This is a genomic window from Sporocytophaga sp. (assembly GCF_017745095.1).
Taxonomy (GTDB): domain Bacteria; phylum Bacteroidota; class Bacteroidia; order Cytophagales; family Cytophagaceae; genus Sporocytophaga.
Genome location: NZ_JAGHZZ010000011.1, coordinates 1 through 20,389, shown reverse-complemented (window position 1 = coordinate 20,389; position 20,389 = coordinate 1). Strand labels below are relative to the sequence as shown.

21 protein-coding genes are annotated in these 20,389 nt (G+C 35.2%); 10 read left to right on the top strand and 11 right to left on the bottom strand.

Translation table 11 applies throughout. The features are described 5' to 3' along the window. Window positions 1–13: 13 nt before the first annotated feature. Genes J7604_RS17035 through J7604_RS17025 form a run of 3 tightly spaced genes read right to left on the bottom strand, consistent with a single transcriptional unit; the run spans window position 14 to window position 1,786 of the window. Window positions 14–760, bottom strand: coding sequence for a YgcG family protein (locus J7604_RS17035; RefSeq protein WP_293898038.1), 747 nt, complete (start codon window positions 758–760; stop codon window positions 14–16). 3 nt (window positions 761–763) lie between these two features. Beyond that, a complete protein-coding gene (locus J7604_RS17030) occupies window positions 764–1,201 on the bottom strand; it encodes a TPM domain-containing protein (protein WP_293898035.1) in 438 nt (145 codons plus the stop codon). 6 nt (window positions 1,202–1,207) lie between these two features. Then, window positions 1,208–1,786 (bottom strand): LemA family protein, encoded by a 579-nt coding sequence (locus tag J7604_RS17025; RefSeq protein ID WP_028980676.1) that lies wholly within the window; start codon window positions 1,784–1,786, stop codon window positions 1,208–1,210. Window positions 1,787–2,190: 404 nt separating this feature from the next. On the opposite strand from J7604_RS17025, the gene J7604_RS17020 reads away from it, so the two are divergent. Then, a complete protein-coding gene (locus tag J7604_RS17020; RefSeq protein ID WP_293898031.1) occupies window positions 2,191–2,331 on the top strand; it encodes a hypothetical protein in 141 nt (46 codons plus the stop codon). A gap of 47 nt (window positions 2,332–2,378) precedes the next feature. Here the strand turns inward: J7604_RS17020 and J7604_RS17015 are convergent, their stop codons facing one another. Further along, window positions 2,379–4,181 (bottom strand): T9SS type A sorting domain-containing protein, encoded by a 1,803-nt coding sequence (locus J7604_RS17015; protein ID WP_293898028.1) that lies wholly within the window; start codon window positions 4,179–4,181, stop codon window positions 2,379–2,381. Between the two features lie 263 nt (window positions 4,182–4,444). On the opposite strand from J7604_RS17015, the gene J7604_RS17010 reads away from it, so the two are divergent. The 7 genes from J7604_RS17010 to J7604_RS16980 all read left to right on the top strand — a co-directional run bounded on the left by J7604_RS17010 (window position 4,445) and on the right by J7604_RS16980 (window position 9,312). Further along, on the top strand, window positions 4,445–5,047 hold the full coding sequence (locus tag J7604_RS17010; RefSeq protein ID WP_293898025.1) for an outer membrane beta-barrel protein: 603 nt from the start codon (window positions 4,445–4,447) through the stop codon (window positions 5,045–5,047). Window positions 5,048–5,127: 80 nt separating this feature from the next. After that, a complete protein-coding gene (locus J7604_RS17005) occupies window positions 5,128–5,442 on the top strand; it encodes a helix-turn-helix transcriptional regulator (protein ID WP_293898022.1) in 315 nt (104 codons plus the stop codon). Between the two features lie 60 nt (window positions 5,443–5,502). Next, on the top strand, window positions 5,503–6,318 hold the full coding sequence (locus tag J7604_RS17000) for a sulfite exporter TauE/SafE family protein (RefSeq protein ID WP_293898019.1): 816 nt from the start codon (window positions 5,503–5,505) through the stop codon (window positions 6,316–6,318). A gap of 8 nt (window positions 6,319–6,326) precedes the next feature. Next, window positions 6,327–7,742, top strand: a complete 1,416-nt coding sequence (locus J7604_RS16995; protein ID WP_293898016.1) for an MBL fold metallo-hydrolase — start codon at window positions 6,327–6,329, stop codon at window positions 7,740–7,742. Between the two features lie 204 nt (window positions 7,743–7,946). After that, window positions 7,947–8,516: a YeeE/YedE thiosulfate transporter family protein gene (locus J7604_RS16990; RefSeq protein ID WP_293898013.1), complete on the top strand. Its 570-nt coding sequence runs from the start codon at window positions 7,947–7,949 to the stop codon at window positions 8,514–8,516. Window positions 8,517–8,528: 12 nt separating this feature from the next. Next, the gene (locus J7604_RS16985) at window positions 8,529–8,975 is read left to right on the top strand and encodes a DUF6691 family protein (protein WP_293898010.1); all 447 of its coding nucleotides are present in this window, start codon (window positions 8,529–8,531) and stop codon (window positions 8,973–8,975) included. A 181-nt stretch (window positions 8,976–9,156) separates the two neighbouring features. Then, on the top strand, window positions 9,157–9,312 hold the full coding sequence (locus J7604_RS16980; protein ID WP_293898007.1) for a hypothetical protein: 156 nt from the start codon (window positions 9,157–9,159) through the stop codon (window positions 9,310–9,312). Between the two features lie 176 nt (window positions 9,313–9,488). On the opposite strand, the gene J7604_RS16975 is transcribed toward J7604_RS16980, so the two are convergent. Next, window positions 9,489–9,788 (bottom strand): hypothetical protein, encoded by a 300-nt coding sequence (locus tag J7604_RS16975; protein ID WP_293898004.1) that lies wholly within the window; start codon window positions 9,786–9,788, stop codon window positions 9,489–9,491. 262 nt (window positions 9,789–10,050) lie between these two features. Here J7604_RS16975 and J7604_RS16970 point away from each other — a divergent pair, with 262 nt between their 5' ends. Then, on the top strand, window positions 10,051–11,532 hold the full coding sequence (locus tag J7604_RS16970; RefSeq protein ID WP_293898001.1) for a hypothetical protein: 1,482 nt from the start codon (window positions 10,051–10,053) through the stop codon (window positions 11,530–11,532). A gap of 76 nt (window positions 11,533–11,608) precedes the next feature. Here J7604_RS16970 and bcp read toward each other — a convergent pair whose 3' ends face one another. The 3 genes from bcp to J7604_RS16955 all read right to left on the bottom strand — a co-directional run bounded on the left by bcp (window position 11,609) and on the right by J7604_RS16955 (window position 13,886). Then, window positions 11,609–12,124, bottom strand: a complete 516-nt coding sequence (bcp, locus tag J7604_RS16965; protein ID WP_293897998.1) for a thioredoxin-dependent thiol peroxidase — start codon at window positions 12,122–12,124, stop codon at window positions 11,609–11,611. Window positions 12,125–12,230: 106 nt separating this feature from the next. Next, on the bottom strand, window positions 12,231–12,734 hold the full coding sequence (locus tag J7604_RS16960; RefSeq protein WP_293897995.1) for a hypothetical protein: 504 nt from the start codon (window positions 12,732–12,734) through the stop codon (window positions 12,231–12,233). A 24-nt stretch (window positions 12,735–12,758) separates the two neighbouring features. Then, window positions 12,759–13,886: a T9SS type A sorting domain-containing protein gene (locus tag J7604_RS16955; protein ID WP_293897993.1), complete on the bottom strand. Its 1,128-nt coding sequence runs from the start codon at window positions 13,884–13,886 to the stop codon at window positions 12,759–12,761. A 615-nt stretch (window positions 13,887–14,501) separates the two neighbouring features. On the opposite strand from J7604_RS16955, the gene J7604_RS16950 reads away from it, so the two are divergent. Next, complete coding sequence (locus J7604_RS16950) at window positions 14,502–16,088, top strand: tetratricopeptide repeat protein (protein ID WP_293897990.1); 1,587 nt, start codon at window positions 14,502–14,504, stop codon at window positions 16,086–16,088. 5 nt (window positions 16,089–16,093) lie between these two features. Here J7604_RS16950 and J7604_RS16945 read toward each other — a convergent pair whose 3' ends face one another. From J7604_RS16945 to J7604_RS16935, 3 genes are all read right to left on the bottom strand, one after another. Then, a complete protein-coding gene (locus tag J7604_RS16945; RefSeq protein ID WP_293897987.1) occupies window positions 16,094–18,667 on the bottom strand; it encodes a DUF4157 domain-containing protein in 2,574 nt (857 codons plus the stop codon). A 283-nt stretch (window positions 18,668–18,950) separates the two neighbouring features. Further along, window positions 18,951–19,289, bottom strand: a complete 339-nt coding sequence (locus J7604_RS16940) for a hypothetical protein (protein ID WP_293897984.1) — start codon at window positions 19,287–19,289, stop codon at window positions 18,951–18,953. Window positions 19,290–19,658: 369 nt separating this feature from the next. After that, window positions 19,659–20,389 (bottom strand): hypothetical protein (locus J7604_RS16935; RefSeq protein WP_293897981.1); only part of this gene is annotated, 731 nt, incomplete at its 5' end.

Genomic DNA, 20,389 nt, shown 5'->3' with positions numbered 1-20,389 from the left:
GCAGATTTAATTTTTACCATTTACCACCGGATCCTCCACCACCAAAGCCTCCGCCTCCAAAACCACCGAAGCCTCCGCCTCCACCGCCGCCGGAACTCCAGCCTCCGCCCCCATAGAACGGTCCTCTGGAAGAATATGTAGTATGACCTCCGCCTCCTTTATTTTTGAATATACTATAAAGTATAAAGAACAAGATGATTAAAATAATGGCTGTACCAAATTTATTGCGGCCACCCTGTTTTTTAGGCTCTGCCTTATATTCACCTGAGGCAAGCTTAATGATTATGTTTGTAGCCTCGTCAAGACCATCATAGTATCTCTGCTCACGAAATGTCGGCTTGATTACTTCCTCGAAAATTCTTTTCGCCATTGCATCGGGAACTACCCCTTCCATGCCATAGCCTGTAGAAATAAAGAAGTCATGTGACTCCATTGCTACAAGAATAACGATTCCATTATTTTTTCCTTTAACTCCGACTCCCCACTTTTGTCCAAGCCTTTGAGAATAATCTGCCGCCTCATAATCCCCTATAGACTTTACAATAACTACAGCAATCTGGGTAGAAGTTGTGTCTTCATAATTCAGAAGCTTTTGTTCCAATGCCTGATTTTCTGAAGACGAAAGAATTCCGGCAAAGTCATTCACCAACCTTGGAGGAGATGGTCTTTCGGGAATATCATTCTGGCCAGCCAGAAAATTAGAAAATCCTAACGAAAATAAAAGGACTAATAAAAATCTGTACAATTTCACTACTTCCATTTATTAATCCTTTCCAAAAGAAATATCATCACTCAACTCATTAATATCATCCTTTGAATAAGGAAAATGAGTTTTCAGCTGTTCTCCAGCTTTTATAATGCCCTGACAAAGGCCTTCTGTAAACTTTCCTTCTTTGAAATTTGCCTGCATCATTACTTTAATATCATCCCAGAAATGATCTGAAACTTTTGAATTGATACCAGCATCTCCCAGAATCGCGAATTTTTTATCCTTAATAGCCAGATAGAATAAAACACCGTTTCTGAGTTTGGTTTCATGCATCTTTAATATTTTAAAAACATCCACGGCCCGGTCAAGAACATCTTCCTTGCAGTGGCTTTCCAAATGCACCTGTATTTCACCGCTGGTATTTTTCTCAGCTTCTTTAATGGCTGATACAATTGCAGCCTGTTCCTGTTCAGAAAAGAAGGATTTTGCCATACATTTTTAGAATTTAACTTCAGGTGCTTTTTCTGCTCCGGCCGCTGCCTGAAAATATCCTTTTTTCTCAAAATCAAACATACCAGCTATCATATTCTGAGGAAATTTTCGAATATAAGCGTTGTAATCCATCACAGCTTCGTTAAAATTTCTACGTTCTACAGATATTCTGTTTTCCGTACCTTCCAACTGAGCCTGTAACTCAAGGAAATTTTGATTGGCACGCAGCTGAGGATATTGTTCTACTGAAACCAAAAGACGAGAAAGTGCAGAAGACAATTGATCCTGCGTCTGTTGGAAATTTGCAATCTGCTCAGGAGAAAGTTTGCTTGCATCCACGTTTACAGAGGTAGCTTTTGCTCTTGCTTCAATTACTTGTGTTAATGTACTTTTTTCAAAATCTGCAGCACCTTTAACTGTATTTACAAGATTTGGAATAAGATCAAGCCTTCTTTGGTATACGTTCTGCACCTGAGCCCATTGTTGCTCCACATTTTCCTGTTTTTCTACCATTGTATTATAACCACAAGAACTAAGAGAGGCTACAGAAAATAGAAGTAAAAGGTTAAAAATTAATCGTTTCATTTTTTGATAATATTTTAAGTTAAAGGCAAAATTGAGAATTAACACTATTGTTTTGAAATTTAGCCGGGATTAAGCATTAAAACAAGACATCCGTTTTAATCAACTCATTAAAATTTTCTAATAATTGGTGATTATAATGATTAACAGGACTTTTCAAAGACCCTTGATTATCTCGTAATTAAAGGTATTTGCTAGATATTAGGGGTTATAAAAATAAAAAGCCCCTAAAAGGGGCCTCTTATTTTACAAAAGAAATTAATACAGGTTATGAAAAAAATAGTGTTATTTGTAGATGAATACAACTACTGGATCAAAGGTAACCAGTAAAGTATATTTATCTATATGATATCTTAAAAAGTAATCCACAATCCTGAAAATTATTGATTTAGTCCAATAAATACTCGATGAAAAAAAACAAAGTTCTTCTGATTTTCGCTATTCTGTTTCTGCTTATCATGTTGTATATCAGCTATGATATGATGTCCAGAACGAAAAAGCCTTGGGAGAAAAAAAAGAATCCGTTGAAAGAGCTAAATCAAAAATAAAATCTTTGATTCTGCATTTTGAAGTTCAAAATCAAAGATTTTCAGATTTACTCTATCGTTATTTTTCTGTATTCCACTTTTTCATCTGTATATACCTTCAATAAATAGATTCCTGACTTATTCGCCTTTAAAGAAACTTTAAGATTTTCGTTGGACAATTCTTTATTAAATGAGACAGCTTTGCCCTGAAGATCTGTTAATTCAATGCTGTTGATAGCTCTTAGGTTTCCGCTTATAAAAAACTCATCTTTTAATGGGTTGGGGAAAACATTTATTTGCTCTTTTGCAATTGTTGAAAGACTGCTTACCACAGAGATATTAAATGTCTGTGATAAATCAAATGCCACAAAGTAATCATCATTACCATCTTGTGATGCCCAAACTGTAACATCTCCCGGGCCAAGGACTGTAATAATATTGCCATTGATTGTGGCGACTCCAGAAGAAGGAATAGTTGCTATACTAAGTCTTACAGGATTTCCGGAAGCTCCGCCGGTAGCATTGATTTCGATTTCTTTATCTTCTATTGTTTTATCACCTATTTGATCCCAGGAAATAAATTGGGGAGATTTTTCTTTTGGTTGAGAGTATTTGGCGATGAAAAAGGCTCTAGGACTTGCGGTAACAATATGCTGCTCAGCGCTAAAATCTAAATCTGCACTTTCATTTTGAATTTCACCAATAATTATAATATTTCCTGTGCTATCAATATTAATTTTTGCTCCGAGAACTAAAAAACTCAAGGCATGAACCCATTCAAGATTACCTTCCAAATCATATTTCGCCAAGTATCCCTTTTCTGAAGCTGAGGTAAAAGATTGTACCCCTACACCTGGGTCAAAGTCCACAGTGCCAGAAAATTTTCCTAAAACATACCGTCCTGTATTATCTATTGAGAAACATTCCACTACTGCATTTCCCTCATTAGAACCAAATAATAAGTTCCCAATGACAGTACCATCAAGGTCATAAATCTCACCTTCTGTATAAATCCTGGAGTTATGAATCGTAATAGAAGAAGCATCCCCCACAGATTTTTCCCATAATTTTCCACCATTATTATCAAATTTTGCAAGGTAATCTTTAAAATTTCTTGAAAATAGAAGATAAATATTTTTCTGGCTGTCAAGAATTATGCTTTTTTCATATGTAAAGTCTCTAGGAGAAACTCTTGTGACCCAAATTAAATTTCCATAGGAATCATACTTAGCAAGTGCTACTTCGGTACAGACTTCTTCAAAACAAATTGAAAAATCATTAGGAAGATTTTTTACTTTGGGACCATAATCATAATCTGCCTTAAAAAAATCAGATGTTGACCTGAAAACATATGTGTTTCCATTATTATCAGATGCTCTGAAATTTTCGCTAGAATTAAGATTTGAGCTATCTTTTGCAAAAAGAAGAGAGCCATTAGCCCTTAATTTTGCCATAGGATAAAATTCTGTGCCAAGACTAACATTATCTAAACTATCGAGAGAAATTTGCACTCCTCTTGCAGGCACATGATAAAGAATGTTCTGATAGGTGAACCCCGTCTCTTTTCCCCATTTAACTTTTCCATCGCGATCTAATTTCGTTATAAAATTTACATAATTTGGATCTGTTGGATATGGCAATGCCTTAGATCGGAAAAGTTTATTTACTTCATCTAAATATAAAGTATCACCGAGAAAGGCCCCCGAAAACAAAATGTCTCCTTGTTTATCTATTTGCAGATCGAATATTTGCGATTCATATTGATATCCTGGATTCAATTCTTGTACATGTATCGTTCTTGCCCACTCTAACTTCTGGCTTATCGCCCAATGACCGAGAAAAAATAATATAAGAAAAAGATACTTCTTCATACGAACTAATTGAGAAAATTGTAAAATCAAATTTAACAAAAATAATATACGGAATAATTAAAAACTCTTGACATTAATCTGGGAAAACAGAAAAAAATCTTGTGAAAGTTAATTCCTCAACACTCCTTTCTGTTTTTATTTTCTGATTAAAATTTGTAACGAATCAGTAATAAGACAAACAGAAGCTTAAGTTTCCAGTTCATAAATAGATTTTCCTGATGAAATTCAATTCCGGTAAAATCTCCATTCTTAAACTCAAATTTATGAAGAAGGCTCTCCTGATTTTACTCATACTGATACCTGTTCTCTCATTCAGTCAGTCATTAGGATTGAAAGGAGGGTTTAATATTTCTAATATTAAAAGTAATTCTTCTGCTTTGGAGACTTCGGCTATCGTTGCGCCTTCATTTGGAATTGTCTTTTTCCCAGGCATATCTAAAGTTTTTGACATTGGAATAGAACCAACTTATTCAACATTTGGAGGAAAAGATGCTATTTCTTTTGCCGGACCGAATGGCACGGCTGTCAGCAAAATTGCCAAAGTAAAATATCATTATATAGAGGTCCCCGTTTCTCTTAATTATTACCCTTTACACGAAACCAATATTGTTGGAATACATGCAGGTATGTCGCCAATGTACTATCTTTCCAAAAAAGAAGAGTTCACCCTCTCTTCTACAAAACTAAATGACTTTGTCATTGCTCCTTTTGCTGGCGGTACTTTTGGTTATAAATTCGCTAAAAAGGCTTTTTTTCATCTGGTCGCCCGTTACCAATTTCCAATGTCCAATATTTACAAAGATGCTCCTTACACTACTAAATTCAATTCAGTTAATTTCTTTGTAGTTCTCGGTTGCAGGCTATAAAATGCGAAAATCACATCTATTCTTTTTCATATGAAACTTTTTACATATATTTACGTTTAGATAATCACAACGATATCAGAATGGAATCTACAACAGACTCTAAAACCGGAATCAGTATTGAAAAGCTTGAAAAAGCTTGTGCTGTCCTTAAGACAATTGCACATCCCGTCCGTATGTCTATAATCGAGCTGCTTGAAAAGAATACCAGAATGAATGTAGGGGAAATGCAAGAACAGCTTAAAATAGAACAAGCTGCGCTATCTCACCACTTAATTGCCATGAAAGACAAAAAAATCCTCAAATGCCAGAGAGAGGGCAAAAACATGGTTTATGAATTAAAAGAAAAACGCATCATAAAAATTCTCGAGTGCGTGGCTCAATGCGAATGCGATTGAGTTTTTTTTAATCTCAATATATGTAATTATTTAAATATGTAAATATCTGAATTTAAGGCTATGGAAATTTTAGGTTATTTGTTTGCGATACTGATTGGACTCACTTTAGGCCTTATTGGTGGGGGGGGCTCAATACTTACGGTACCAGTGCTGGTTTATCTTTTAAAACTAAGTCCGGTTACATCTACAGCTTACTCACTCTTTGTTGTCGGCTCTACTTCTCTGGCCGGTGCCATTAGCTATTTCAGGAAAAAGCAATTGTGCTACAGAGCTGCAATTGCTTTTTCAGTACCATCTTTCACGTCTGTTTTCATGACCAGAAGATTTCTGGTACCTCTGCTGCCAGATAAAATCGTAGAATATTCCGGAATTGTACTGAACAAAGAAGTATTGATCATGATTGCCTTTGCAATACTAATGATTGTGGCGTCCTATTCTATGATCAAAAAGCAATTGAACAAAACAATGACCGAAGAGGAGTTTAATCCAGCGACAGTAAGATTTAATTACCCCATGATCATTGTCGAAGGATTTATTTTGGGAGTACTTACCGGATTTGTCGGAGCAGGCGGAGGCTTCCTGATAATTCCTGCATTAGTACTGCTTGTGGGCCTGCCAATGAAAGTTTCCATTGGTACATCATTGCTGATCATTGCAGCGAATTCTCTTATTGGATTCACCGGTGATCTTTATGCAGGTTTAACCGCTGATTGGAATTTCCTTCTTGTGTACACCTCTTTTGCACTCTTCGGAATTTTCATTGGTACGATTTTATCAAAAAAAGTACAGGGAGATAAATTAAAACCTGCTTTTGGTTACTTTACACTTGTTCTTGGATTATTTATTATAATAAAAGAAATACTGTTTCACCCTTAATTATTGTTATGAAAGTTGAACAAATTTATACTGGTTGCCTCGCACAGGGTGCATACTATATTGAATCTGCAGGAGAAGTTGCAATCATTGACCCTCTTAGAGAAGTCGGACCATATATAACCCGCGCTGAAAAAGCAGGAGCGAAGATCAAATATATTTTCGAAACTCATTTTCATGCTGACTTTGTATCGGGACACCTTGATCTAAGCAGAAAAACGGGAGCGCCCATCGTCTATGGCCCGACAGCGACCACTGAATTTGACTCAATAGTTGCTGTTGACGGACAAGAGTTCAAATTGGGTAACGTCACCATTAAAGTATTGCATACTCCAGGACATACGCTTGAAAGCACAGTTTACCTTTTAAAAAACGAAGAAGGAAAAGACTACGCTATATTCAGCGGTGATACTTTGTTTCTTGGGGATGTTGGAAGACCAGACCTGGCTCAGAAAGCAGGCCAGATCACAGCCGAAGATCTGGCAGGTATGCTTTATGAAAGTCTCATGAAAAAGATATTACCCCTCGCAGATGATATCATCGTCTATCCTGCACATGGCGCTGGAAGCGCCTGCGGAAAGAACATGATGAAAGAAACCATCGACACGTTGGGCAATCAGAAAAAAACCAATTATGCACTGAATCAGCCAGACAAGGCATCTTTCATAAAAGAAGTAACCGATGGACTATTGCCTCCACCAGCATACTTTCCTCTGAATGCCGCTTTGAATAAAAAAGGTTATGAAAGTTTTGATGAAGTATTGAATCATGGACTTAAACCACTCAGCCCTTCAGAATTAGAAGATCTTGCAGAAGCCAGGAATGCTCTGGTACTAGATACAAGAGCAAACACGGAGTTTTACAAATCCTTTATTCCACAGTCAATCAACATTGGGCTGAATGGGGACTTTGCTCCCTGGGTCGGATCCCTGATTGCTGATGTAAAGCAGCCAATAATACTGGTAACAGACCCAGGAAAAGAAGAAGATGCCGTAACCCGACTGAGCAGAGTGGGCTTTGACAATATCTTAGGACATCTCAAAGGTGGCTTTGAATCATGGCTAGCGGAAGGAAAAGAAACTGACTCTGTAAACCGTATAGATGCTGAAGAATTTTCAAAGAGAATCAGAATCGGAGAAAGCAAAGTTATCGATGTTCGAAAAGAAACAGAATACTCTGCAGAACATGTACAGGAGGCATTTAACAAACCCCTTACCTATATTAATGACTGGATAAAAGATATTAATCCCAAAGAGCATTTCTATCTGCATTGCGCCGGTGGCTATAGAAGCATGATGGCTGCTTCTATATTGCAGGCCAGAGGCTATAGAAACTTTACGGAAATAGCGGGAGGATTTGGAGCTATAGCCAAAACTTCTGTTCCCAAAACAGATTTCGTTTGTCAAAGCAAATTATTGAAGGTGTAGGATAAAAATAAAGAAGGTACAAACTGCTTCAGAAAAGGCTCTGCTATGGTTATGAAAAACACAAAAAGGTAAATTCATACCATAATCCTAAAAATGCAGAGACGCATTATCATTCAAAAATATAAAACATCACGGTAAATAAATGTCTCAATGAAGTTTATAACTTCATCAAGGCATTTTATTTACCCAAAAGTAAAGTGCATCATGAATATTATAGAATTTATATCTCAGCCCTGGCCATGGTACGTGGCTGGACCATTAATCGGACTAACGGTTCCTATTCTCTTACTCATTGGTAATAAATCCTTTGGTATAAGCTCAAACCTAAGACACATTTGTGCTGCATGTATTCCTGCAAAAATTCCCTTTTTCCAATATGATTGGAAGAAAGAAGCCTGGAATCTATTCTTTGTCGTTGGCATTGTTATCGGCGGATTTATAGCAGCTACATTTCTAACTAATCCGGAGCCAGTTTTAGTCAACCAACAGCTTGCTACAGACCTGTCTGCATACGGCATTACAAATTATCAAAACATAGTGCCAGAAGATTTATTTAATTGGAATTCCTTGTTTTCACTCAGAGGATTCCTCCTAATGGTGGTAGGCGGATTTCTAGTTGGTTTCGGAACAAGATATGCCGGAGGCTGCACCAGTGGTCACGCCATCATGGGATTGTCAACACTTCAATGGCCATCCTTAATAGCAACTATTTGCTTTATGATAGGAGGTTTTATCATGGCTAATCTAATTCTTCCACTTATTCTTTCTCTTTAAAATTTTATTCAAATGACTCATCAGGAAATAAATCAATCTGCCCCTTGGTGGCATTATTTAAAATACGCGATAGTTGGGATAGCTTTCGGAATCGTATTTGTAAAAGCTGAAATCATAAGCTGGTTCCGCATTCAGGAAATGTTCAGGCTGGAATCTTTCCACATGTATGGTGTAATTGGAAGTGCTGTTGCAACCGGATTAATCTCCGTTTTACTAATAAAAAAATTCAACATCAAAACCCTTAGTGGGGAAGAAATAAAATTTCATCCAAAGACATTCAATAAAGGACAAATATATGGGGGCTTGTTGTTTGGGCTCGGCTGGGCCATGACAGGAGCTTGTCCAGGACCATTATTTGCTCAAGTAGGAACAGGTGCAACTGTTATTATTATATCCTTGCTGAGCGCCATTGCGGGAACTTGGGTTTATGGTTATTTCAGGGAAAAATTGCCTCATTGAAATAATTCTCAATCAAGGACAAACAATTTCCCACCTTTTCAATCTAAGTATATGAAAACTTTATTTTGATATCGAAATCAAAAAAATGGGCAGGGAGAAAAAAAAATTTTCGGAAGGAAATGAACAACTCATAAACAATCTTTTTGCCGGCCAGTTAAGGCCATATTGAAACACATGAAATATGGGTTTAATACAAGAAAATGAAGAGCAAACAGAATGGATATATACAGGGATACCTGATTATTCCGGTAACTTCTTCAACGATATATTGAATATTGGCGCGGGCATCGAGACAGGATTAATTTACCTGAAAAAAATTGTGTTAAAGAACTTCTAAAAGAAAATTTAAAACTTCAAACGCTCTTGAAAAAAGTCGACATAATAAAGGCTGGTATTGAGAATTGCGCGGAATATAAAATTGGTAAAACCACTTCATCAGATTTAACTCACAATAATGAAAAAAAAGCTCTTCTAACCAGAGAGCTTTTAAATATTCAATTAATAAGATCAGGTTTAAGCCCCTGGACGTCTTTTTACTTTTTTATCTTGTTTGTCATGCACTACTTTAAACTTCTTGTTTACAACAACCCGTCTTCCATTACGGATTTCTTCCACTTGTCTGTAAATAAATTTGTCCCCTGTGCTAGTACTCATTTTCCACTTGAGATAGTAGACAACCAAAGCAATAAGAGCAAGAGCAAAGAACGACCCGATTGCAATTGTTTCATACTTGCGCTCACCGGCTGCATAAGTACTTAAGGGAGATACAATAAATAAGACAAGTAAATAAGGGAGAATTCTAATTTTATTCATTTCTTATAATTTTTAGTATGCGTTTTTATACTATTAAAAAAATTTAATTATTTGCTAATGAATATTATAAGTCAAAGTAAATGTACGAAATGATAAAAAATATTACAAGCTTTTGATATAAAAAAAACTAAAGAAAAAAATACCTGTTTTCCTATCGTAGCCAACATGATAGCGGCATTTTTCTGAACGGAGCGATCAGTTCCCTTATGAGGGAACGTGCGAATTCAGCGAGAATGCACCGTTGTCTTAAGGGAGTATAATTATGAGAAAAGGTATTTTACTGCTGACCATTGTCTTTTGCATGACAATGACAGCCAATGCACAACACGAGATTACCGCGCTAAACCTTACTATTCAAAATCCGAAGGATGTATATTCTGTAGCTCAGGCTGGTAAAGGGCTTGCATTTTTGTTTAAGACGAACAAACAATATCAAACCATTATACTTTCTGATGATTTTAATGAGCAGAGGAAAACTGTTTATAAAAGAAGTGCCGATGAAAAGAAAGAAGAAATACTCGGTGGCCTGATAGATTCTATATATGCCGTGTTCTACTTTCATCATCCAAAGTCCAATATTTTATCTCAACTGAAAGTTAACAGAGTTACAGGAGAACAGTCTTACGAAAAGTTCTTTGTCCTTCAGCCAAAAGAACAGGTACTTAAAGGCTTTAATATGGATGGCAAATTCTATATACTAACAGTAATGCAGTATAAGAATGATGTGAGCGTATATACCATCTCTCCACATGTAGCGACACTTCAGGCAGACATGTACAATATGGAATTCCCGACATTCTACGGAAGACTCAGCCGAAAAAGCGATGGCACTGAAGAGGAAAAACCACTTGTAATTGACGACATCAATCCCGAGACGGTTAATACAATCAGGTCTGTGCACTCAGATAAAAAACTGTATCACTCCAAAGGTAAAATCTTCTTCACCTTTGACGATGCAGACAGAACACATCTGATAGAGATAGATACATATAAAAAAACCTCCGTATATAAAAAGCTGAACTTTACACTTGAAAGAACAACCAACGTGTCAAGGCAACAAGGTAATAGCTTCATTACTGACAATACTCTATTCAGGATAAGCATGAATCCTGACCAGATGAACCTCACCGTGCTCAACCTTGACACCATGAGTCTGTTGGCTACATACAATATTTTCCCTGAAGAAAATGAAGTGAACATAGCTAACTCCCCAATGGTGCAGGAAGGCATTATAGTGGGTTTTGATAACAATGATGAGAAAATAATAAGAAAGACTTCACAGTTCTTCAAAAAAGCACTTGGTGGAGACATTGCTATCGTTGTCAATAAAACAGAGAAAAATAAGCTGGCAGTACAAATAGGTTCATATGAAGAATTTACTGTATATAAAGGTGCTGGTACGGGTACTCCCATAAGTTCCGGGTCATCCTTCAGTCCGTATACTACAGCATCGCTTGGATACGGTTATCCAGGGTTCGGATATTCCTCTTACTTTCCAAACAGCGGTCCGACAATGACAAGAATAAATCTTGTACATTTCGAAAGTTTGTTTGACGATACCTTTGAACACGTTGAAGGCAACATTCCTAAGAGTGCGATGCAAAAGATTACAGATTATAAAGAAGATAAATTCGGACCTGCAGGACCAGAGGTCAACAATACAACAGCATATAAACAAAACGTAATTCTGGGGTACCTGAATAAAAGGACAAATAAGTTTCAGTTACTAGAGTTTAAGAAATAATATAATGTCCTTATAATAGTAAAAAGGCTGCCTCACAAAGAGACAGCCTTTTTCATTAACGAATGAAGATCTAATATTAAAATTCTTTTCTTATTTGCTCAGTATGTGCCGAGGGAATTACCTCGTCAATGATTTCACTTATCAAACCATTCTCATCAATAATAAAGGTAACTCTTGAAGTACCCATGAACTTTTCTCCACCTCTTTCCTTTTCCACCCACGTCCCATACTTTTCGTGAATAGACTTGTCTACATCTGCAATAAGTGTAAATGGAAGCCTAAACTGATTCTTGAAGATTCTATGAGACGCTTCGTCATCTGAGCTCACACCTAAAACAGTGTAACCATCTTTTTGCAAAAGCTCATAATTGTCTCTGAAATTACAAGCCTCCTTAGTGCATCCAGGAGTATTGTCTTTTGGATAAAAATAAAGAATTACCTTTTTACCTTTGAATGAACTGAGTGTTACAATTTTTCCATCCTGATCCTTGGAAGTAAAATCCGGAGCAACATCACCAACCTTAAGTTTTGTTGGTCTACTACAAGACAAAAGAAATAAGGTTAAGAAGACTGATTGAATGAATCCTTTCATAAATGAAACTATCTGACTTGTGTTCACAAAATTACTTCAGATATATCAAACCAAAAAATCATACCACAAGGGAAAAAATTCTTTTATCGAATTTTAGTTATTCAAATTACCTGATGAAGACAACTTCTTTGTGAATTCTGCTCTTGTAATCCTCAAGCGTTGTGGAGGGAAATATTTCTATAAAGTCTATTTGACCATGAGTTACAGAAACAGCAAAACCCAATTCAGCATATACATACAAATTACTTGTTTTGCCTGCCCGGGATGAAAGTCGATGACCCGAACCATAGGCTGACTTTATGCTGTCAAAGGACATATTTCTAAGACGATCTTCATCACTTATGTAGATCATGGCAAGCTTATCACCATCAAAATAAAAATAGCCGGGGAGAATATCTGGTTTATGAACTCTGGATAAGCCATGCAACTTTATATAGCTGCCCCCTTTATCTATTTCACTATCTTTAATATCAAATTCTTTTACTAATGAAGAATAGTCATATTTTCTGTACTTAAGCAATTCTTCCATTTCAGGATATTTATAACAAGGTTCAACTATTAAACTAACAATTACAGAGAATAGTAACGTAAAGTTGAATACGAGGTTCATAAGACACTTTGATTAAATTCTTATTTACGGAATTATAATTTTTTCAGATATTCTTCCTGATTCTGTTCCTATGTTCAAAAAGTAAATTCCAGGGGCCAGGTCTGAGACATCATATACCCTTTTTGCAGTAATAGTTCCAGAGATTCTGTTATCAAGCGGAATATTAGCTCCTGTTACATTCGTCAAACTGATCTGTATGAAGCCATGAGGCTGATCTTGAAAAATTAAATTTAGTTTACCTGCGCATGGATTGGGGAAAACCTTTATTTCAGCCATTTCTTCCGTTGCCACAATGGAAGACATCTCCTGTCTCCCTTGATTATCAAACTCCACAACTCTATAATAGAAAGACCCAGATATTTCTTTAGTATCTTCAAAGATGTAATTCACAATAGTTCCTGAATTGCCCTTTGCCTTTACTTTTCCAATAGAATCAAAATTAATTCCATCAGAAGATCTTTGAACTTCAAAATAGTTACTAGATCTTTCAGATAATGTACTCCATTTTAATTCAGTTACAGAATTTTTATTAACTGCACTTATATTAAGAAAATGCACAGCAAGGGCACAGGTCTCAACAAAGTAAATATCATCAAGACCAAAATCATTTCCCCCAGGAACCGTATTTTGGTCTAATATTTTGATAACAGCAGTCGTTGAAGATCCGGAATTCCACGTTATGTCAAACTTTTCCCAGGTGTTTACAGAAGAAGGAGCATAAAAAATACTTCCTAGTGTGTCTGTATTAATGGAAAACTGAAGCTGTGCTACCTCTCCTTCTACAACACTACAGACCCATGAAGAAAAATTATACTCTGTATATGGCTTAACGATTATAGTCTGTGACCAAATGGTTTCAGGGCTTCCGGCACCATTAACAATCAAAAAACTCCCATTGCCGCTTGTATGATCCACTCCAACAAAATCACTATGATAAGTGCTAATATCTGAACCTACAGTATACCTACCTTCCGGATAGAGGCAATTTTTCTTTTCACAAAATTGATATGCTGAAGTAAATCCGGAATTACCATCAGAAAAATCACTGTTAACAACAAGGTTATTATAATTGCATTGTGCAAAGGCCCTACAATGAAAGAAAAAGGCAGCCATTATAATAATTATAATCTCAGGGCGGTAAACTGATTTCATAAATACTATTAGTTTGTTACCACCAAAGGTAACGAAAATAATTTGCGGCCAAAAAAAATAAAAATGCCAGGATATAAAGTAATACCAAGACTATATAAATATGGAAGCATTTGTTTTGGATGATACTATTACAGATAATATAAACTGAAAAAGTAGTTCGCACAATACTATTGCTTCAATCATAGTCTTCTTATCAAGAAATTAAATAAAAGGTTTAAGGGACAATGTAATATCTACGTTGTTTATATCCCAGTCTCGATCTAAAGGGAATATATTATTCACAAAAATATAACCTGTTGTTATTGCTTTTTCATTAAGAAAAAAGGAATAATAAATAGAACCCATTCCATTCTGATAAACTTATAGCTTACCTTATTAACTATACCAACCTCATGCAAGATTAATAAGAAAAAGCACATTGTCGAGGATTGGCCTCGATGGAGAGTATATAAGCATTTTAGTCTATGCAATATCATCTATTTAAATAAAATTTATTAATTTTAATAGTTGCCTAAGTATATTATACAATAAGAGGCCTGGTTCCAACTTTTTAAAAAAATTCTATTCAACAAAAAACAACAATAGAATATTTAGTTCATTATTTATTATTTAAATATGTTAAGATTCTTTATTGCCCTGTTTACATGCATAGTATTTACTCATAGTCATGCTCAGGAGAAGGATAGTATTTTTAATAATTATGCATCAACTTTCAGACAACTTATTTCTGAAGAAAAATATAATGAAGCAAAACTAATCGGTTTTGAAATTTTAAAATATCAAAAAGAAAAAAATCTTTCAGATCCCAAAATCGGAGTTAATTATGAAAGAATTGGAGTTGGCTATGAAAGTATTGGATTTGCCTATAATAAACTCAAACAATACGATTCCGCACATTACTATTATCAATTATCTCTAAAAAGTTTCTTAGATCATTCCGGAAAGGAAGATTATAACACTGCAACGGTAAGATGTCTCAATTGTGAAGTTTATTATAATCAAAACCAATTAAATGAAGCAAAAAAGGAATGTATTAAAGCTTCATCTACATTCCAGGATTTGCCCCGAAAGGATTATTTTATAATTGATAATTATTTCCTCCTGTACAAAATATTTCGCAAGCTGAATGAACCTACCATTGCCTTTAATTTCATTGCAAAAGCTATCAATACTGCAAGAATGGAATACAAAGAGCCGTATCAGGATCTACCCTTATACTTTAAAGAATTGGGCACATGCCATCTTGAAATAAATAATTTTGAAAAAGCAGAAGAATACTTCAACACATCTATAACTTATGCAAACCAATTAAATGACCAAAATAAAATCATCACCGATTACTATTTCATTGCTGAAGTTTATAGAAGAGTAGGAGAACCAAATACTTCAACGAATTTTGTTTTAAAAGCAATAAATAAAAATCAGACAGCTTCAATCTCTGAATATGCAAAAGGAATTAATAAAATGAATTTATTCAGTTGTCTAGGAATGCTATGTTCGATGGAAAACAAAATAGATTCAGCCATATATTATTTTGACGCAATTCAAGATGTTGTCTCGCCCCTCTATAGTACTAATGAATTCCCAGGAATAAAAGAATATTTCTTTGAATACGGAAAGAATTTATCTAAGAAAGAAAAATGGGATAAAGCAAAAGCTTCATTTAATTCTTCATTGAAACTAATTGGAAACAGTTCAACTTATTCCGACATAAACCTTAAAGCAGCAACCTTCCTTGAACTAGCAAATATTTATAATAAACAAGAGCAGATAGACTCATCAATATTTTATGTTGAAAAATATAAAACAACCTTAAGCCTATCTAATATCGATGGATATTTGAAATTTATTCAAAAGGAAAGAAAATGCGATAGCCTGATTTTCAGAAAAAACTACAATGAAGCAATAAACTTATATAAAAACATTCTTGAGGTTGACTCAAAAATTTTCAATAAAAATGATCCAAGAGTGGGTGATATTTACTTCAAAATAGGTGAAGTCTATGCAAAATTAAAGAAATACAACAAGGCAATAGAAAGCACCTGGAAGGCTTATAATATATATGCAACAGAAAATAATAATAAAAACGCCAACTGCACCAAAGCACTCGATAAAACGTTAGAATATTATTTTCAAATTTCCGATCTCAAGGAATATCTAAAAGTAAAAGAACTCCTTAAATCTTTTGAATATTATGAATAAAGTTTCTAAAAATTATAGAATATACTCATATTAGCAGTATCTAGTTTATTATCCTTCACTTTAAAATTCACCTTTATAAAGGAATTGCTTCCTAATTTTAATCCACTAAGGCCTAAATTAAAAGCTGTTTTAAATTTTTCATCCTGATACATAAATTCAGGTCTTATCTCAAAGCTTAATGTTTGATGGTCTTTATCAAAATTTACCTTGAAGTATGGACTCGCAGAAAATATATGCTCATCTTTAATTATTGAATCACCGGAAGGATTGGTTGTACTCTCATGAGTTTGTTTATATCCTAAACTTCCTCCAACTTCAGAGTGGAAGCTTCCTATATCAAACTTATAATTTGCACCAATCTTTATAAGGAATTCAGACATAAACTTTTCAGTCCATAGATTCAGATTTTGACCAACCATTTCATAATGTTTATCCTGGCTATAACCTAATTTCAGGTAAGGAGCGGAATGCTGGAAAGGAAAAGTAAGTGTAAGATCACCTCCAAACTTATAATTCAAGGGTTTGAAATCTTTATTTAAACCAAATCCGCCATTAGCTGAAGCATCTATGGACATGTATTCATTGCCATACAACTTAGAGGCAGCAAGCAAGTCAACTTCCGAAACCTTTTTAATCTCTGATTCCTTCGCTATCGGGGTATTCTTGTCTATGCTTCCTGAAACTACGAGTGCTGCAATCTGAGCATAAGTATACGATTTCTGATCTTTAAGAGAGATGAATTTTGCATCAGATACTTCAGTCCCCTTATTCATTAAATTTTCTACTGTAGTAATATTGGAGTTACCGACGATCTGAGAATCACTGGAGACTTTATGATCAGTTGCTTTGTGAATATAATGTCTTAAGGTAATGGTATCATAATAATCCTTATTTGACATAGAATACCAGATAGTTTTATCATCATACTTGGCCTCTTTCCAATCATTCCTATCTGATTCATTAATCTCTTTATTGAAGGTAGTTTTCGAACTTAAGTCAGCACCGAATTGATCCTTCTCACTACCTGTAATTTTTAGTCCCAAACTCTCCTGAGCCGGTTTATCACTTATCGATCCATTCAGGTCTTTCGCTTTAACTATATCAATTTTTTTATTAAACAATACCTCGTCAAGTAATTGATTAAATAATTTATTTCCTTCTCCAACTATACCTGGATTTCCTTCTAATGTAAGCTCAACTGATTTATATCTTAAATACCCTGCTCCTCCTGCAGCTGCCGCCGCAGGAATAATAATAGCAATCTTACCAAGCAATCCTGACTTCCATAATTTATCCACAAATTCAATTGCTTTATCAGGAGTTAAGACCTCTTTTATTTTCTCACCTTTCGCTTTGATATACTGCTCTGCCAGGTCAAGATTCTTTTTAATATCCGGATTAGCATTTTGTAATGGACCAAGAAGGTATTTCAGATCCTTAAGCTCCTCCTCAGGTTTCTTTATTTCATGTGGACTAACATTACCCTGAGCATCAATTTCCGGAAAAGAAAATTTCTTATATAGATTTAAAAATTTCTCAAAATCCTCAGCGGTTACTTTTAAATACTGATTCTTCTGATCGATTAAACCAAGTCTGTCTGGTTCTTCACTCTTTGGCTTATCAGTTTTTTCTGTCTTGGGTTGCTCCTCCTTGATTTTTTCCGGATTAGGAACTTTGATTATTGTCCCAGGAGATACTATCTGATTAGGCTTTATATTATTTAACTCTAAAATTTTATCTAATGGAACACTAAAGTCAGTAGCTATTTGAATAAGTGTTTCATTCTCTAATACCTTATGATTGAAATAATCAAATGCTGCCTTTCGTTGTATGGGTGATCCGGATGTTGAGGAAATAGAAGATACCATCTTTCCTTGTGCCGCCAACTTACCCATATCATCCGCCTCTTTCTCCAAACCAATATCATTATTGATCCCAACACCCCTCATCTGAGTAGTAGGATTCACTATTCCGGATCGTTGTTGGACCACGTGTGTAAGTTCATGACCTAAAAGCTCCTGACCTTGCTGCGACTCAGGATTGTACTGTCCCGGAGCAAAGTGTATGTCATTGCCCTGTGTGAATGCATGAGCATTGATCTCTATTGATTGTACAGAGTTCTTGTGAATATTTACATCAGAAAAATCCTGACCAAATGAAGATTCCATCTTTCTTTGCACTAATTGTGGCATCTTGTGAGATAAGGAAGAATCTCTATGAGACAGTTCATCTGAATCAGTATTCATTGGTGGTACAGGACCTCTTCGCTGAACAGGAATTTCTTCCTCTTCAGCTGCATGGAACTGCAATGGCACCGGCCCTTTCTTCTGAACAGGCTCCTCTTCTTCCATCATAGGAGGCACTGGACCTCTCTTCTGATTATTATCCTCTCCACCTTCCGAACCATCCCATTTCCGTTGCATTACTTCCGGCGAGGAGAAATCCTGGGACAGTTCTTCCTTTAATTCTGTTTCTTGTGAAGATTTTTGATCAGCGACTTTTAATTGCTTCTGCTGAGTTTGATGAAGATTTCGGTTACTGTCATTACTTTGACGACCTTTATGTAAAAATTCTCCCATAACTGAATATGTATAATACTAGCTAAAACGAAAGACTTACTTATACGACAGAATATCTCATTCCTGCGCAATCTCATTATCCAACACAATCTATCTATTGAATGATGACTTAGCGACTACTCTAAAAAATTCTAACTGTAAATTAAAAGCTGATTCTATGACGGATAAAATTATCTGTTTGGAAAACCATATTCCAACATTACATATCAAAAATAGAAAGATCTAACTAAAAACCAAGCGTTTAAAATACTTTTGCTAATTAAAAATAGCGATGAATAAATGCTTAGATCATTTTTCTACTAAATCCTCTATTGAGTTTACAGTGGAAATTTTCAATCTCATTTCTTGCAGCGAAGTCAGTAAATTGAACGTAAGAGACTTTATTCTTTTGAATTGCTAACTCATTTAAAAATTTACGGGTTTCATATGATAATTCTAATTTGTTTGCTTCTGATAAAAATTGAAGCCCCAAATCTGACCTCGAGGAATTGCCCTCTTTATTTATTTTATTTGCCAATTCACAAAGATTATTTAAATCAGAAGTTATACTCTTTTTCATTGAACATCGGACATTTATAAAAAGCAGAGATCCTAATATCGCAACGGGAATACACTTTTTCATAAGAGCAATTATTTATATTTGCATTAACTCAGAAATTAATTAGCTATTTGTGCAAACGTTCGTCTGGAACATTTGTCTGTAGTTCGAAAAGATAAAAATCTCCTTTTATGCTTAACTCTTCTAGATATACATACACGATGAATGATTTAAATAGTGCCATAAATGCGATTTAATCTTTTCAATATAGACAAGTCTGAAAATTAAAAAACAAACCCTTCCATCACTGTGTATCTAAAAATAGCAAAAGCAGATTATACTTCAAGTCTCCACGTTGCCTATTTAATTTTAGAAAAAAGGTAAAATATTTCATTACACACAAAAAAAGGACTGCTTTCCAACAGTCCTTTTTAATATGGTTCTGAATTAAAATTATTTGACAAGCTTTAAATCAGAGCTCATCTTGTAGGCCGCCATCATAGAGTTGTTTACTGCATAGATAGTGCCTATCACAAGAAAGCCTCCGTCTTTTGTATAGATGATGTATTTGCCTTCATCGTCTCCTGCGCCTCCGAATTCTGCTGATGCCAGCACTTTTCCTTCTTCTGTGACTTTTGCCACATAAATGTTTTTGTCTCCTGCTGCGGTTCTGATATACCCTGTAATTCCATAAACGCCATTGCCTAAGGCTACTATTGAATTTGCCTCGGAGCTGAAAATGCCAGGCACAACAAACTTATCATTAACACCTGATATTCCATTAATATCCGTCTTTACAATATAAACATCTTTCAAACTGGCTGGATCCGTTGACCTGTTTTTACTTCCTGCAATAACATAACCTTCTCCTGTCTTTACCATACACCTTCCATATTCATTGATTTTGTTATGTGGTACAAATGTCAGATTCCATAGAAAATTTCCATAATCGTCTGCTGTCGTAACAGCCATGTTGGATTCGCCATTCCTAAAAGTGGTACCACACCAAATAAGACGTTTATCATCCACAATATCAAATGAACCAATTAAGTCATTTTCATTTTCACCTAATGTTCCCATTTGTCTTTTCCAGATCTCCGTATTTAAATCTGTCTTCAACAAATACATATCAAAAAACAGGAAAATGGAATGAAAGTATCCGAAATAGCTAGAGAAAACGGCAT

Coding starts and splice junctions, on each gene's coding strand:
- J7604_RS16985 (WP_293898010.1), top strand. CDS start 8,529: ATGACTCATCAGGAAATAAATCAATCTGCCCCTTGGTGGCATTATTTA.
- bcp (WP_293897998.1), bottom strand. CDS start 12,124: ATGAAAGGATTCATTCAATCAGTCTTCTTAACCTTATTTCTTTTGTCT.
- J7604_RS16960 (WP_293897995.1), bottom strand. CDS start 12,734: ATGAACCTCGTATTCAACTTTACGTTACTATTCTCTGTAATTGTTAGT.
- J7604_RS17025 (WP_028980676.1), bottom strand. CDS start 1,786: ATGAAACGATTAATTTTTAACCTTTTACTTCTATTTTCTGTAGCCTCT.
- J7604_RS16940 (WP_293897984.1), bottom strand. CDS start 19,289: ATGAAAAAGTGTATTCCCGTTGCGATATTAGGATCTCTGCTTTTTATA.
- J7604_RS17015 (WP_293898028.1), bottom strand. CDS start 4,181: ATGAAGAAGTATCTTTTTCTTATATTATTTTTTCTCGGTCATTGGGCG.
- J7604_RS16970 (WP_293898001.1), top strand. CDS start 10,051: ATGAGAAAAGGTATTTTACTGCTGACCATTGTCTTTTGCATGACAATG.
- J7604_RS17035 (WP_293898038.1), bottom strand. CDS start 760: ATGGAAGTAGTGAAATTGTACAGATTTTTATTAGTCCTTTTATTTTCG.
- J7604_RS17005 (WP_293898022.1), top strand. CDS start 5,128: ATGGAATCTACAACAGACTCTAAAACCGGAATCAGTATTGAAAAGCTT.
- J7604_RS16950 (WP_293897990.1), top strand. CDS start 14,502: ATGTTAAGATTCTTTATTGCCCTGTTTACATGCATAGTATTTACTCAT.
- J7604_RS16945 (WP_293897987.1), bottom strand. CDS start 18,667: ATGGGAGAATTTTTACATAAAGGTCGTCAAAGTAATGACAGTAACCGA.
- J7604_RS16995 (WP_293898016.1), top strand. CDS start 6,327: ATGAAAGTTGAACAAATTTATACTGGTTGCCTCGCACAGGGTGCATAC.
- J7604_RS17020 (WP_293898031.1), top strand. CDS start 2,191: ATGAAAAAAAACAAAGTTCTTCTGATTTTCGCTATTCTGTTTCTGCTT.
- J7604_RS16990 (WP_293898013.1), top strand. CDS start 7,947: ATGAATATTATAGAATTTATATCTCAGCCCTGGCCATGGTACGTGGCT.
- J7604_RS16955 (WP_293897993.1), bottom strand. CDS start 13,886: ATGAAATCAGTTTACCGCCCTGAGATTATAATTATTATAATGGCTGCC.
- J7604_RS17010 (WP_293898025.1), top strand. CDS start 4,445: ATGAAGAAGGCTCTCCTGATTTTACTCATACTGATACCTGTTCTCTCA.
- J7604_RS16980 (WP_293898007.1), top strand. CDS start 9,157: ATGGGTTTAATACAAGAAAATGAAGAGCAAACAGAATGGATATATACA.
- J7604_RS16975 (WP_293898004.1), bottom strand. CDS start 9,788: ATGAATAAAATTAGAATTCTCCCTTATTTACTTGTCTTATTTATTGTA.
- J7604_RS17030 (WP_293898035.1), bottom strand. CDS start 1,201: ATGGCAAAATCCTTCTTTTCTGAACAGGAACAGGCTGCAATTGTATCA.
- J7604_RS17000 (WP_293898019.1), top strand. CDS start 5,503: ATGGAAATTTTAGGTTATTTGTTTGCGATACTGATTGGACTCACTTTA.